This window comes from Kitasatospora sp. NPDC059088 (genome assembly GCF_042738155.1).
Taxonomy (GTDB): Bacteria; Actinomycetota; Actinomycetes; order Streptomycetales; family Streptomycetaceae; genus Kitasatospora.
The window spans coordinates 41,205-54,249 of sequence record NZ_JBHYGR010000032.1; the positions used below are offsets into that span (position 1 = coordinate 41,205).

Here is a 13,045-nt window from a genome sequence, read left to right on the forward strand (position 1 = left end):
CTGGAAGACCTCGTGGCGAGATGGATGGGGAGTCATGACTGAGAAGACGCCGAGCCCGGGCGCGGCCGGCACCGCGGCGAACGACGGCTCTGCGGGTGACCCGGCCGCCTCCCGCCCGGGAGGGCAGGCCACGGCGGACCGTGAGTCGATCGTCGTGCCCCCGGCGATCCTCGCGCAGCAGGCGGGCTGGGCGCAGCCCGGTGACAAGCCGCGCGCGGCCGGACCCAAGTCGGACGACGACGAGGCCCCGCAGATCTTCGCCAGCAACGTGCGCAAGGCCGACAGCTCGGAGGCGGGGTACGACGAGAACCCGCCCGGCGTCGGCAAGCTGGGCGTGATCCTCGGCACGGTGCTCGCCGTGCTGCTGGTCGGCAGCGGCATCACGCTGTACATGGTGAACAAGGACTCGTCGAAGGACACCGCCTCGGCCGCCCAGCCGGACGCGACGAAGTCCGCGCCGCCCACGCCGACCGCCGAGCCGGTGCCGCCGATCAAGGACAGCGCCAAGGTGCTGCCGACCGTCACCGGTGACTTCGGCAAGAAGGCCGAGATCCAGGTGCCGGGCGAGGCCTCCGACGGCTCCTTCGTGGTGAAGGTGCTGTCCGAGGGCAACGGCCCCAAGGTGGACAAGAACTCCTGGACCTCGGTGGACTACACCGCCAAGGACTGGAACACCGGCAAGGACATCCCGAGCTCGTACGACGACAAGGGCAAGCCGCAGATCTTCCAGGCCGGCACCGACGCGCTGATCCCCGCGCTGGACCAGGCCGTGATGGGGAAGAAGGCCGGCAGCCGACTGCTGGTGGTGGCCCCGCCGGCGGCCGGCTTCGGCTCCCAGGGCAAGCCGGACATGTCGATCGGCCCGAAGGACAACCTGATCTTCGTGATCGACGTCCGCAACGCCAACGCGCCCGACGCGGTGGTCAGCGGCACCGTCACCCCGCCGCCGGCCGACTTCCCGCAGGTCAAGGACAACGGCAAGAAGCCGGCCGACATCACCCCGGTGGCCGGGGCCAAGGACCCGACCGAGCTGAAGACCCACGTCCTGATCAAGGGCACCGGGCCGGCGGTGGAGAAGGGCGAGAAGGTCGTCGTCCAGTACACCGGCGCGCTGGCCAAGGACGGCAAGGTCTTCGACTCCTCGCTCAGCAAGGGCCAGGCGTTCTCCTTCGCGGTCGGCGGCGGCCAGGTCATCCAGGGCTGGGACCAGGGGCTGACGGGCCAGACCGTCGGCAGCCGGGTCGAGCTGGTGATCCCGGCCTCGCTGGGCTACGGCGACAAGGGCCAGGGCGACATCCCGCCCGGTGCGACCCTGGTCTTCGTGGTGGACATCCTGGACGCCGGTCAGGGCTGATCGACTTTTCGGGGACAATGGTGCGCGTGTGACCTTCGGGTGCGGCCGCGTGGCCGCGTCCCGGCGGGCGGCGGGCGCCCGTACCGTGGTCCGGACGGACCGCGGCACGGGTGTCCGCCGCTTGGTCGTGTAGGGAATTTGGGAACGTGAGAAGAGGGACCATGGCTGTGAACCTGAACGAGAAGCCCGAGATCGACTTCCCGATCGGCGACGCCCCGACCGAGCTGCAGATCCGCGACATCGTCGTCGGTGACGGCGAGGAGGCCAAGCCGGGTCAGAACGTCAGCGTCCGCTACGTCGGCGTGACCTTCGAGACCGGCGAGGAGTTCGACGCGAGCTGGAACCGGAGCCCCAACGAGTTCCGCTTCCCGCTGGGCGGCGGCCGGGTCATCAAGGGCTGGGACCAGGGCGTCAAGGGCATGAAGGTCGGCGGCCGTCGCGAGCTGACCATCCCGTCGCACCTGGCGTACGGCAACCAGTCGCCGTCGCCGCTCATCCCGGCGGGTTCGACCCTGATCTTCGTGGTCGACCTGCTGGCCGTCTGAGCCTGCTGTGACCTCGGGCCGGACCCCTTCGGGGGCCCGGCCCGAGGCCGTTCCCGGGCCCGGACGGCGGCTCCCGGGGACCGGCCGCGGGACGCGGCTTTTGCAGTGCGTACCGCTACCGGTACGGTCGGTCCCGCCGGGTGGGGATCGCCCGGTTGGCGCACCCCGCGCGCGGCGCGGCACACCGGAAGGGTCAGCGATGGCGATCGCCAAGGCAGAGCGGCTGATGAATCTCGCCCTGTGCCTGATGAACACCAGACGTCCGCTCTCCAAGAAGGAGCTGCGGGAATCCATCGAGGCCTACCGCGAAGCCTGGCAGAACAGCAGCGAGGACGCCTTCAACCGGATGTTCGAGCGGGACAAGGACGACCTGCGCGAGCTCGGCCTGGTGATCGACGTCGACGAGAGCACGCTGGACGGTGAGCTGGGCTACCTCGCCCGCGCCGACCGCAACCGGCTGCCGGAGATCGCGCTGGACGCCGAGGAGGCGGCCGCGCTGACCCTGGCCGCCCGGGTCTGGCAGCAGGCCAAGATGTCCGGCGCGGCCAGCGGCGCGCTGCAGAAGCTGCGCGCGGCCGGGGTGCCGTTCACCGAGGCCGAGGGCCGGACCGCCCTGGAGCCGCGCATCCCCGCCCGGGAGGCCGCGTTCGAGCCGCTGCTCACCGCCGCCCGGGACCGCCGCCCGGTCACCTTCGAGTACCGCAAGGCCGGTGCCGCGGCCGTCGAGCAGCGCAGCGTCGAGCCGTGGGCGCTGGAGTGCTGGCGCGGGCACTGGTACCTGGCCGGGTACGACCGGGACCGCGGCGACGCCCGGGTGTTCCGGCTCAGCCGGATCACCGGCAGGGTGAAGGCCAGGAGCGGGGCGTTCCTGGGCACCGTGCCCGAGCACGTGGACGTCCGGGCCACCGTGGCCAAGTTCGCCGGTGAGGGGGCCACCGCCACCGCGACCGTCCGGGTCCGCCGGGGCGCGGGCTTCCCGCTGCGCACCAAGGCGCTCGGCAGCACCCGGGTCGACGAGGTCTGGGACGAGCTGGAGATCCCGTACGGCAACGGGCTGGGCGCCGACCTCGCGGAGTTCGGGCCCGACGTGCTGGTGCTCGGCCCGGAGGAGCTGCGGGCGGATGTCATCGACCGGCTGCGGGCGGTCGCGGGGCTGGACACGGAGGACGTTCGGGCATGAGCAATGCGATCGACCAGACGCGACGGATGCTGTCGCTGGTCACCTACCTGCGCGAGCGGCCCGGGGCCGAGGTCGCCGAGGTGGCGCGCGCGTTCGGGATCAGCGAGCGCGAGCTGATCGCGGACCTCAACGTGCTGCCGATGTGCGGCACCAGCTTCCGCGGCGGTGACCTGCTCGACATCGACACCGACGGCGAGCGGATCTGGTGGCACAACGTCGACGACGTGGCCCAGCCGCTGCGGCTGGCCGCCGACGAGGCGACCGCGCTGCTGGTGGCCGCCCGGGCGGTGGCCGGGCTGCCCGGTCTGCGGGCCGGGGACCGGGAGGCCCTCACCCGGGCCGTCGCCAAGATCGAGAACGCCGCGGGGGAGAGCGCCGAGGGCAGCGCCCGGGTCGGCGTGACCTTCGAGGCCGAGAGCCACGTCTTCGCCGACATCGACCGCGCGCTCAGCGAGGGCCGCCGGCTCTGGCTGCGCTACTACTCGCACGGGCGCGGCGGGATGACCGAGCGCGAGGTCGACCCGATCCGGCTGCTCACCGAGGGCCACACCTACCTGGAAGCCTGGTGCCGCACCTCGGAGGACCACCGGATGTTCCGGCTGGACCGGGTCGCCGAGATCCGCGTCCTGGACGTCCCGGCCGACCCGCCCCGGCGCGAGCCGCGCGACCTCAGCGGCGGGCTGGTCAACCCGGCCGCCGACGACCCGGAGGTGGTGGTCGAGGTCTCCTCCGGCGGCCGCTGGGTCGCCGAGTACTACACCCACGACCGGGCCGAGGAACTGCCCGACGGGGGGCTGCGGATCACCCTGCGCAGCGCCGACCCCTCCCAGCTGCGCCCGCTGGCGCTGCGGCTGGGCCGGGACGGCCGGATCGTCTCGCCGCCCGAGCCGGCCGAGCAGGCGCGCTCGGCCGCGCGGGAGGCGCTGGCCGCCTACGGGGAGGGGCGGGACTGAGCGGTGGAGCCCGGGACGAGATTCAAGGTGTACTGCTCGCAGTGCCGGGAGAAGGTCGAGCTCCCGGCCGAGGAGTTCCGGCTGACCCTCGGCCGGACTCCCGCGCAGGCGCACTACAGCTTCGGCTGCCCGCTCTGCGGGGCGGCGGTCCGCAAACCGGCCGGCGAGAAGATCGTCGAGGCGCTCACCGCGGCCGGGGTGCGCACCATGCGGCTCGTCCCGGCGGAGGGGTGACCCCCGTATAGGGTGGGGCGCATGTCCTGGATGCTCGTCGCCGCCGTCCTGCTCGCCACCGCGGGCCTGCTGGTCCTCGGGGTCCTCGCGATCCGGCTCTGGCTGGACGTGCGGGCGCTGGCCAAGGGCGTGGACGCGGCGTCCCGGGCGCTGGCCGAGGCGGCGGGGGAGCTGGCCGAGGCCGTTCCCGCCCGATAGCACGGCCGGGTCATCGGCGGTACGGGGGCTGCTGTCCTGAGGTGAGGCCGGGTTACGCTCTCAGTGGCTCCAGTCCTGCCGGTCGGGGCCGCTGTCCTGTTCGGGCGGCCGTCGTCGGGGCGTCATCCGCAGCGGTTACCATCCGCGGCGGGCGGCCTGTCGGGCCGCGGATGCTGAAGGTGGTCGGCGCATGCGCTTCTCGATGACCGCGATCGTGGTGGTCGTGGTGGTGGCCGTCGTGCTGTTCGGGGCCAAGCGGCTGCCCGACCTGGCGCGCTCGCTGGGGCAGTCGCTGCGGATCCTCAAGAGCGAGGCCAGGGCGATGCGCTCGGAGGAGGAGCCGGAGGGCAGTGCGTCGGCCGTCCGGCCGTCCGCGCCGCCGCAGGTCTCGGCGCAGGGCTCGGCGCAGCCGGAGGCCCGGATCGTCGAGCCGGCGCCCGGCGCCCCGGGTGTGCCCGGCGGCGAGCGCCCGCACTGAGCGCGGCGCGCGTGACGTACCCGAGGTACGCGGCACGGGTGCCGCGAGCGACCACGGAGGCCCGTCGACCGGCGGGCCTCGACGCACGAGTTGAGGACCGGGGTTGAGCAAGCTCTCCAAGGCGCCGCAGAAGGCGCCCAAGGATCCTGAGGGGCGGATGGCCCTCGCCGATCACCTGCGGGAACTGCGCAACCGCGTGGTCAAGTCGGTCCTGGCGATCCTGGTGATCACCGTCATCGCGGCGATCTACCACAAGCAGATCGAGGACTTCCTGCTGCAGCCGCTGCCGCGCTGCACCGTGGAGACCGCCGGGCAGTACCACGGCAAGTGCGCCCAGGTCTCCAACATCGGTCTGACCGCCGGTTTCACCTGGATGTTGAAGGTCTCGCTGACGGCCGGCGTGGTCGGGACCGTGCCGATCTGGCTGTACCAGGTGTGGGCCTTCGTGGCGCCCGGTCTGCACAGGCACGAGAAGAAGTACGCGGTCGTCTTCATGCTCTGCGGGGCGCCGCTGTTCCTGGCCGGTGTGGCCGTGGCGATCCTGGTGCTGCCGACCACGGTCGACGTGCTGATCTCGTTCACCCCGAACAACACCACGCCGATCCTGCCGCCCGAGGACTACCTCGACATCGCGACCCGGATGGTGCTGGTCTTCGGCCTCGCCTTCGAGTTCCCGCTGCTGCTGGTGATGATGAACCAGGTCGGGATGGTCACCGGCAAGCGGCTGCTCGGCTGGTGGCGCGGCATGGTCATGGGCATCACGGTGTTCGCGGCCTTCGCGACGCCGAGCGCCGACCCGCTGAGCATGCTGGCGCTGGCCGCGCCGATCTGGGCGCTGTACTTCATCGCGGTGGGCATCTCGATCATGAACGACCGGCGCAAGCGCCGGAACGACCCGGACGCCGAGCTGGACGACGAGGAGGCCTCCGAGGTGGACCTCTCGGTGCAGCCGGTGGCGGGTACGGAGACGGTCGAGGCCTCGGCGACGCCGGCGGCGGGCGCCGCTCCGGTGCCGGGCGCACGGCGGGAGCAGATGGACGACATCACCTGAGCCGGTGAGTGATCGGGCCGCGGCCCCGGTTCCCGCTTCGTGCGGGGGCCGGGGCCGTCCGCCGTTCCGGGGACTCTCCGGGGAAGGGCAGGGGACTCTTGGCAGAGCAGATGGCATGTGACATATTACTGGCGTGCTGAAGACCTGGACACCTCCACTGGACGTCGTCGTGGTCGGCGCCGGAGTCGTCGGCGCCGCCTGTGCCTACTACGCCGCCCGGGCCGGACTCGCCGTCGCCGTCGTCGACCGCGGGCCGGTCGCCGGTGGCACCACCGGGGCGGGCGAGGGCAACCTGCTGGTCTCCGACAAGGAACCCGGGCCCGAACTCGACCTCGCCCTGCTCAGCACCCGGCTCTGGCGCGAACTCGCCGAACAGCTCGGCCCGGCCGTGGAGTACGAGCCCAAGGGCGGCGTCGTGGTCTCCTCGACCGAGGCCGGACAGCAGGCGCTGCGGGCCTTCGCCGCCGGGCAGGCCGCGGCCGGGGTGAGCGCCGAGGAGGTTCCGGCCGAGCGGCTGCGCGAGCTGGAGCCGCACCTCGCCCCCGGGCTCGCGGGCGGCTACCACTACCCCCAGGACGCCCAGGTGCAGCCCGCGCTCGCCGCCGCCCAGCTGCTGCGCGAGGCCCGCCGGGCGGGCGCCGAACTGATCACCGGGGAGGACGTGACGGCCGTGGAGCGCGGCCCGGACGGCGCGGTGCGCGGCGTACGGACCACCCGGCGCCGACTGGCCGCCCCCGCGGTGGTCAACGCCGCCGGCACCTGGGGCGGCGAACTGGCCGCGCTGGCGGGGGTGCACCTGCCGGTGCTGCCCCGGCGCGGGTTCGTCCTGGTCACCGAGCCGTTGCCCAGGATCGTCCGGCACAAGGTCTACGCCGCCGACTACGTGGCGGACGTGGCCAGCGGCTCGGCCGGGTTGCAGACCTCCGCCGTGGTCGAGGGGACCCCGGGCGGACCGGTGCTGATCGGCGCCAGCCGGGAGCGGGTCGGCTTCGACCGGACCCTCTCCCAGGAGGTGCTGCGCCGGCTCGCCGTCCAGGCCGCGGAGCTGTTCCCGGTGCTCGCGGACGTCACGGTGATGCGCGTCTACCGGGGCTTCCGCCCCTACCTGCCGGACCACCTGCCCGCGATCGGCGAGGACCCCCGGGTGCCGGGGCTCTACCACGCCTGCGGGCACGAGGGGGCCGGGATCGGGCTGGCGCCCGCCACCGGGCTGCTGATCGCCGAGCAACTGACCGGCAAGCGGCCGGAGCTGGACCTCGCGCCGTTCCGGGCCGACCGGTTCCCGGCGGGGTGACGGGCGTGGGCGGGGTGGCGGGCGTGGGTGTCGGTGTGGGCCGGGCCGTGGACGGATCGGATCGGATGAGCTGGACGACGGAATGGAGAAGCCGGTGACGCGTCGCCGAACCCCTGCCGGGCTGGTCGGGGCCGACCCCGGGCCCGGGCACCTGATCGAGTTCGACGGGCGGGCCGTCCGCGCCCTGCCCGGGCAGTCGATCGCCGCCGCGCTCTGGGCCGACGGCGTGCTCGCCTGGCGCACCACCCGGACCGGCGGGCGGCCGCGCGGGGCGTTCTGCGGGATCGGCGCCTGCTTCGACTGCCTGGCCACCGTGGACGGCCGGGCCAACCAGCGGCTGTGCCTGCTGCCCGCCGAGCCCGGCACCGTCGTCACCAGTCAGGAGGGCCACGGTCGTGCCGATCTCGCCGTCTGAGCGTTCCGAGTCGTCCGAGGGCTCGGGGTCGGCCGGGCGCTCCGGGTCGGCCTACGACCTCGCCGTGGTGGGGGCCGGGCCGGCCGGGCTGGCCGCCGCCGTGACCGCCGCCGACCTCGGGCTGCGCTGCGTCCTGCTGGACGGCGCGGACCGGCCCGGCGGGCAGTACTACCGGCACCCGGCGCCCGGACTGGGCGCGAGCCGCCCGGACCGCCTGCACCACCGCTGGCCGGTGTACGCCGGGCTGGCCGCGCGGCTCGAAGCCCACCCGCGGGCCGACTTCCGCGGCGGGCACCAGGTGTGGGCGCTGGAGCGGACCGCCGACGGCTTCGCCCTGCACGTCACCCGCGGCCCGCAGGCCGCCGACCGGGCCACCCTCCGGGCCGGGGCGGTGCTGCTCGCCACCGGCGCGTACGAGCGCCAACTGCCCTTCCCCGGCTGGACGCTGCCCGGGGTGGTCACCGCGGGCGGCGCCCAGGCCATGCTCAAGGCCGGGCTGGTGCTGCCCGGCCGGCGGATCGTGGTGGCCGGCAGCGGACCGCTGCTGCTCGCCGCGGCCTCCTCGCTGGTCGCCGCCGGGGCGGAGGTCCCGGCGGTGGTCGAGGCGAGCGGCTACCTCGGGTACGCCCGGCGCCCCGGCGTGCTGGCGGCCGTCCCCGCCAAGCTCGTCGAGGGCGCCGGGCACGGCGGCGGGGGGGGGGGGGGGGGCGGGGGGGGGCGGGGGGGCCGGCCCCCCGGGGCCCCCCCCCGCCCGCGGGGGGGGGGGGCGCCCCCCCCCCCCCCGCGGGCGGGGGCCCCGGGCCACGGCGGCGCGCTGCTGCGGCACGGCGTACGGCTGCGGCCGCGCAGCGCGGTGGTCGAGGCGCACGGGACGGACCGGGTCGCCGGCGTCACCGTGGCCCGGCTGGACGCCGACTGGCGGCCGCTGCCCGGCACCGAGCGGCGGATCGCCTGCGACGCGCTCGCCGTCGGCCACGGGCTGCTGCCGCAGATCGACCTGGCCACCGAACTCGGCGCGGACACCCTCGCCGGGCCGGACGGCGCGGTCGCGCTGCGGGTCGACGCCAGGCTGCGCACCTCCGTCCCGGGCCTGTGGTCCGCGGGGGAGACCAACGGCGTCGGCGGTGCGGACCTCGCGCTCGCCGAGGGGGAGCTGGCCGCGTACGCGGTCGCCGGGGTGCTGCCCGGGCGGGCGCTGCTGGGCCGCCGGGCCCGGCTACGGGAGTTCGCCGCGCTGATGGCGGCGGCCCACCGGCCCGGGCCCGGCTGGACCGGGTGGCTGCGGCCGGACACCGACGTGTGCCGGTGCGAGGAGGTGCCGGTCGCGCGGATCGCGGAAGCGGTGGAGGAGTTGGGCGCGGGCGATCCCCGGACCGTCAAGCTGCTCACCCGGGCGGGGATGGGCTGGTGCCAGGGGCGGATGTGCGGTCCGGCCGTGGCCTGCCTGTCCGGCGCTGCGGAGCCGGGGGCGGACCGGCGGCCGATGGCCTGCCCGGTGCCGCTCTCGCAGCTGGCGGCCGGCCCGGGGGAGTAGGCCGGGCCCGATCCGTCGGAACGTCTGGGGCGGGGACCCTTGTCTCCGGCCTGTCACTGTTAATAAAATGTCACACCTCACCAAGGAGCCCAACGTGTCCATCACCCCGCACGACACCACCCGCCCCTGGCGCGGCATCATGGTCGCCACCACGATCCCGCTGCGCCCGGACCTCTCCGTCGACTACGACGCCTACGCCGAGCACGTCCGCTGGCTGATCGAGTCCGGTTGCGACGGCGTCGTCCCGAACGGCTCGCTGGGCGAGTACCAGACGCTCACCGCCGAGGAGCGCACCCGGATCGTCGAGGTCGCGGTCGAGGCGGCCGGCGACGGCGCCCGGGTCATGCCCGGGGTCGCCGCCTACGGCAGCGCCGAGTCCCGCCGCTGGGCCGAGCAGGCCGCCGAGGCCGGCGCCGGCTCCGTCCTGCTGCTGCCGCCCAACGCCTACCGGGCCGACCACGCCTCGGTGCGGGCGCACTACGCGGAGGTCGCCCGGGCCGGGCTGCCGGTCGTCGCGTACAACAACCCGATCGACACCAAGGTCGACCTGGTGCCCGCGCTGCTCGCCCAACTGCACGGCGCGGGCTCGATCGTGGCGGTCAAGGAGTTCAGCGGGGACGTCCGCAGGGCCTACGAGATCGCCGAGCTGGCGCCCGGGCTGGACCTGCTGATCGGCGCCGACGACGTGCTGCTGGAGCTGGCGCTGGCCGGGGCCGTCGGCTGGATCGCCGGGTACCCGAACGCGCTGCCCGAGGCGTCCGCGGCGCTGTACCGCGCGGCCGTCGGGCACGACCTGGAGACCGCGCTGCCGCTCTACAAGTCGCTGCACTCGCTGCTGCGTTGGGACTCCAGGACCGAGTTCGTCCAGGCCATCAAGCTGTCCATGGACATCGCCGGACGCCCCGGCGGGCCGGTCCGGGCGCCGCGGCAGCCGCTGGAGCCGGAGATCGAGGCGGCCGTGCGCGCGGCCACCGAGAAGGCCCTCGCGGAGGGTCTGGCGTAGGGCCTGCCCGACACGGGCCGGCACCACCGGCACCACTGGTACTACCGGCACCACCCGTCGTACGGCCGGCTGTGCGGGCAGCCGGCCTCAACCAACCGCTTCGTCAGAGGAGTTGTGCGGAATGCGCAGCCGTCACGTGTTCCACGCCGTCGACTCGCACACCGAGGGCATGCCGACCCGGGTGATCACCGGGGGCTTCGGCGTCATCCCCGGCGCCACCATGGCCGAACGCCGGGTGCACTTCCAGCAGCACCTGGACCACTTCCGCACCCTGCTGATGTACGAGCCGCGCGGGCACGCCGCGATGAGCGGCGCGATCCTCCAGCCGCCGACCCGGCCGGACGCCGATTTCGGGGTGCTCTACATCGAGGTCTCCGGGCTGCTGCCGATGTGCGGGCACGGCACCATCGGCGTCGCCACCGTGCTGGTCGAGACCGGGATGGTGCCGGTGGTCGAGCCGGTCACCACGGTACGGCTGGACACCCCCGCCGGACTGGTGGTCGCCGAGGTGCGGGTGGAGGGCGGCGCGGCCAAGGCCGTCACCATCCGCAACGTCGCCTCGTACTCCGTCGCGCTGGACCGCAAGATCGAGGTGCCCGGCCACGGCACCATCGGCTACGACCTCGCGTACGGGGGCAACTTCTACGCCATCCTGCCGCTCGCCGAGTTCGGGCTGCCGTTCGACCGCGAGCGCAAGCAGGACATCCTGGACGCCGGCCTGGCCCTGATGGACGCGATCAACGCGAGCCCCGACCGGCCGGTGCACCCGGAGGACCCCTCCATCCACAGCTGCCACCACGTCCAGCTGCTCGCCCCCGGCTCCACCGCCGAGCACTCCCGGCACGCGATGGCCATCCACCCCGGCTGGTTCGACCGATCGCCCTGCGGCACCGGCACCTCGGCCCGGATGGCCCAGCTGCACGCGCGCGGCGAACTCCCGCTGGGGCGGGACTTCCGCAACGACTCCTTCATCGGGACCACCTTCACCGGGCGGCTGGTCGAGGAGACCGAGGTGGCCGGGCGGCCGGCCGTGGTGCCCACCGTGACCGGGCGGGCCTGGATCACCGGCACCGCCCAGTACTTCCTCGACCCGGACGACCCGTTCCCGGCGGGCTTCCTGCTCTGACGCTCCCTCCCGAACGCGCTTTGAAGGGCTGCTAGTTGTGACCATCACCTCGTACAACCCCGCCGACCCGACCGACCTGGTGGTCGCCGTCGAGGCACCCGGCGCCGAGGCCGTGCGGGCCGCCGTCGGGCGGGCCCGGGCGGCCCAGGGCGGCTGGCTGGCGGCCGGTGCCGGCGCCCGCTCGGCCGCGCTGGGCCGGATCGCCGAGGCGGTCGAGGCGCACGCCGAGGAACTCGCCGCGCTGATCGTGCGCGAGGTCGGCAAGCCGCTCGCCGAGGCGCGGGGGGAGGTCGCCCGGACGGCGGCGATCTGGCGCTACTACGCCCAGGCGCCGTACGAGCCGTCCGGCGCGGTGCACGAGACCGCCGCCGGGCCGGGCCTGCTGTTCACCCGGCGCCGCCCGCACGGGGTGGCCGGGCTGATCGCGCCGTGGAACTTCCCGCTGGCGATCCCGAGTTGGAAGGCCGCTCCGGCGCTGGCGGTCGGCAACACGGCGGTGCTCAAGCCCGCGCCGGAGGCGACGGCGTGCGCGCTGCGGCTGGCCGAGCTGGCCGCGGCCGTGCTGCCCCCGGACGTGCTCGCGGTGCTGCCCGGCGGCGCGGAGGAGGGGGCGGCGCTGGTCGCGGCGGCGGACGTGGTCTCCTTCACCGGCTCCACCGGCGTCGGCCGGGCCGTGGTCCTGGCCGCCACCGGGCGCGGGGTGCCGGTGCAGGCCGAACTCGGCGGCCTGAACGCGGCGTTGGTGCTGCCGGACGCGGACGTGGAACTGGCCGCCGGGCACATCGCGGCCGCGATCGCCGGGTACGCCGGACAGAAGTGCACGGCGACCAGCCGGGTGATCGCGGTCGGGACGGCGTACGAGCCGCTGCGCGAGGCCCTGGTCAAGGCGCTGGCGGCGGTGGACGACACGGTCTGCGGGCCGGTGATCGGCGCCGACGCGCGGGAGCGGCTGGTGGCGGCGGTCGAGTCGGCCGTCGCGGACGGGGCGAGCGTGCTGGTCGGCGGGGGCGCGCCCGACCGGGCCGGCTGGTACGTCGAGCCGACCCTGCTCGCCGACGTCCCCCCGCAACACCCGCTGGCGCGCGAGGAGTTCTTCGGACCGGTCGCGGTGCTGCACGCGGCGGCCGACCTGGACGCGGCCGTCGCGCTCGCCAACGACACTCCGCACAGCCTGGCCACCTCGGTGCACACCCGGAGCCTGGACGCGGCGCTGGCCGTCGCCGACCGGCTGGACGCGGGCATGATCCGGGTCAACGCCCCGTCCAGCGGCGTCGACTTCCACCTGCCGTTCGGGGGGACCAAGGGCGCGGCCCACGGGGAGCGCGAACAGGGCCGGGCGGCACTGGAGTTCTACGCCGTCGGCCGGACGGTCAGCGTGCTGCCGGGCGGGGGGCTGTGATGCCGGGCAGGGCAGCGGGGACGGGCTCGGGGACGGGGACAGGGGTCGGGACGGCGCCGGGTGCGGGGCCGGGGCCGGTGCTGTGCGTCCGTACGGTCGACTACCACACGGCCGGCGAGCCGTTCCGGATCGTGCTGGACGGCGTGCCCCCGATCCCCGGCGACAGCGTCGCCGAGCGGCGGGGCCGCCCGTTCCGGCCGGGCGGCGGCCGCACCCCCCCCGCGCGCGGCGGGGAGGGGCCGGGCCGGGGGAGGGGCGTGAAGCAGCCCGGCGTGGCCGCC

At 75.0% G+C, this 13,045-nt stretch carries 14 protein-coding genes and 1 pseudogene; all 15 read left to right on the top strand.

Annotation, left to right across the window (positions count from 1 at the left end; all coding sequences use genetic code 11):
- The first annotated feature begins 34 nt into the window (after window positions 1-34).
- Window positions 35-1,354, top strand: coding sequence for an FKBP-type peptidyl-prolyl cis-trans isomerase (locus tag ACFWXO_RS16945; RefSeq protein WP_375890802.1), 1,320 nt, complete (start codon window positions 35-37; stop codon window positions 1,352-1,354).
- Window positions 1,355-1,515: 161 nt separating this feature from the next.
- Window positions 1,516-1,899: an FKBP-type peptidyl-prolyl cis-trans isomerase gene (locus ACFWXO_RS16950; protein ID WP_375890804.1), complete on the top strand. Its 384-nt coding sequence runs from the start codon at window positions 1,516-1,518 to the stop codon at window positions 1,897-1,899.
- A 199-nt stretch (window positions 1,900-2,098) separates the two neighbouring features.
- Window positions 2,099-3,079 (top strand): helix-turn-helix transcriptional regulator, encoded by a 981-nt coding sequence (locus tag ACFWXO_RS16955; RefSeq protein WP_375890805.1) that lies wholly within the window; start codon window positions 2,099-2,101, stop codon window positions 3,077-3,079.
- Window positions 3,076-4,032: a helix-turn-helix transcriptional regulator gene (locus ACFWXO_RS16960; protein ID WP_375890807.1), complete on the top strand. Its 957-nt coding sequence runs from the start codon at window positions 3,076-3,078 to the stop codon at window positions 4,030-4,032. The genes ACFWXO_RS16955 and ACFWXO_RS16960 overlap by 4 nt, the downstream gene beginning before the upstream one ends.
- 27 nt (window positions 4,033-4,059) lie before the next feature.
- Entirely contained in the window at window positions 4,060-4,266 is a 207-nt protein-coding gene (locus ACFWXO_RS16965) for a hypothetical protein (protein WP_333493513.1), read from the top strand.
- A gap of 21 nt (window positions 4,267-4,287) precedes the next feature.
- A complete protein-coding gene (locus tag ACFWXO_RS16970) occupies window positions 4,288-4,464 on the top strand; it encodes a hypothetical protein (protein ID WP_360230298.1) in 177 nt (58 codons plus the stop codon).
- Window positions 4,465-4,654: 190 nt separating this feature from the next.
- Window positions 4,655-4,942: a Sec-independent protein translocase subunit TatA gene (tatA, locus tag ACFWXO_RS16975; RefSeq protein ID WP_380524703.1), complete on the top strand. Its 288-nt coding sequence runs from the start codon at window positions 4,655-4,657 to the stop codon at window positions 4,940-4,942.
- Window positions 4,943-5,099: 157 nt separating this feature from the next.
- Window positions 5,100-5,993 carry a twin-arginine translocase subunit TatC gene (tatC, locus tag ACFWXO_RS16980; RefSeq protein WP_375890940.1) on the top strand — a complete coding sequence of 298 codons (894 nt, stop codon included), beginning with the start codon at window positions 5,100-5,102 and terminating at the stop codon, window positions 5,991-5,993.
- 133 nt (window positions 5,994-6,126) lie between these two features.
- Window positions 6,127-7,287, top strand: coding sequence for an NAD(P)/FAD-dependent oxidoreductase (locus ACFWXO_RS16985; RefSeq protein WP_380524704.1), 1,161 nt, complete (start codon window positions 6,127-6,129; stop codon window positions 7,285-7,287).
- Between the two features lie 82 nt (window positions 7,288-7,369).
- Entirely contained in the window at window positions 7,370-7,702 is a 333-nt protein-coding gene (locus ACFWXO_RS16990) for a (2Fe-2S)-binding protein (protein ID WP_375890812.1), read from the top strand.
- Entirely contained in the window at window positions 7,683-9,236 is a 1,554-nt protein-coding gene (locus tag ACFWXO_RS16995; protein WP_380524705.1) for an FAD-dependent oxidoreductase, read from the top strand. The genes ACFWXO_RS16990 and ACFWXO_RS16995 overlap by 20 nt, the downstream gene beginning before the upstream one ends.
- Window positions 9,237-9,375: 139 nt before the next feature.
- Window positions 9,376-10,239: a dihydrodipicolinate synthase family protein gene (locus ACFWXO_RS17000; RefSeq protein ID WP_380524720.1), complete on the top strand. Its 864-nt coding sequence runs from the start codon at window positions 9,376-9,378 to the stop codon at window positions 10,237-10,239.
- 121 nt (window positions 10,240-10,360) lie between these two features.
- Window positions 10,361-11,365, top strand: a complete 1,005-nt coding sequence (locus ACFWXO_RS17005) for a proline racemase family protein (RefSeq protein WP_380524706.1) — start codon at window positions 10,361-10,363, stop codon at window positions 11,363-11,365.
- Between the two features lie 37 nt (window positions 11,366-11,402).
- A complete protein-coding gene (locus ACFWXO_RS17010; RefSeq protein ID WP_380524707.1) occupies window positions 11,403-12,764 on the top strand; it encodes an aldehyde dehydrogenase family protein in 1,362 nt (453 codons plus the stop codon).
- Between the two features lie 77 nt (window positions 12,765-12,841).
- Window positions 12,842-13,045 (top strand): annotated as a pseudogene (locus tag ACFWXO_RS17015) (hypothetical protein); the annotation flags it as partial.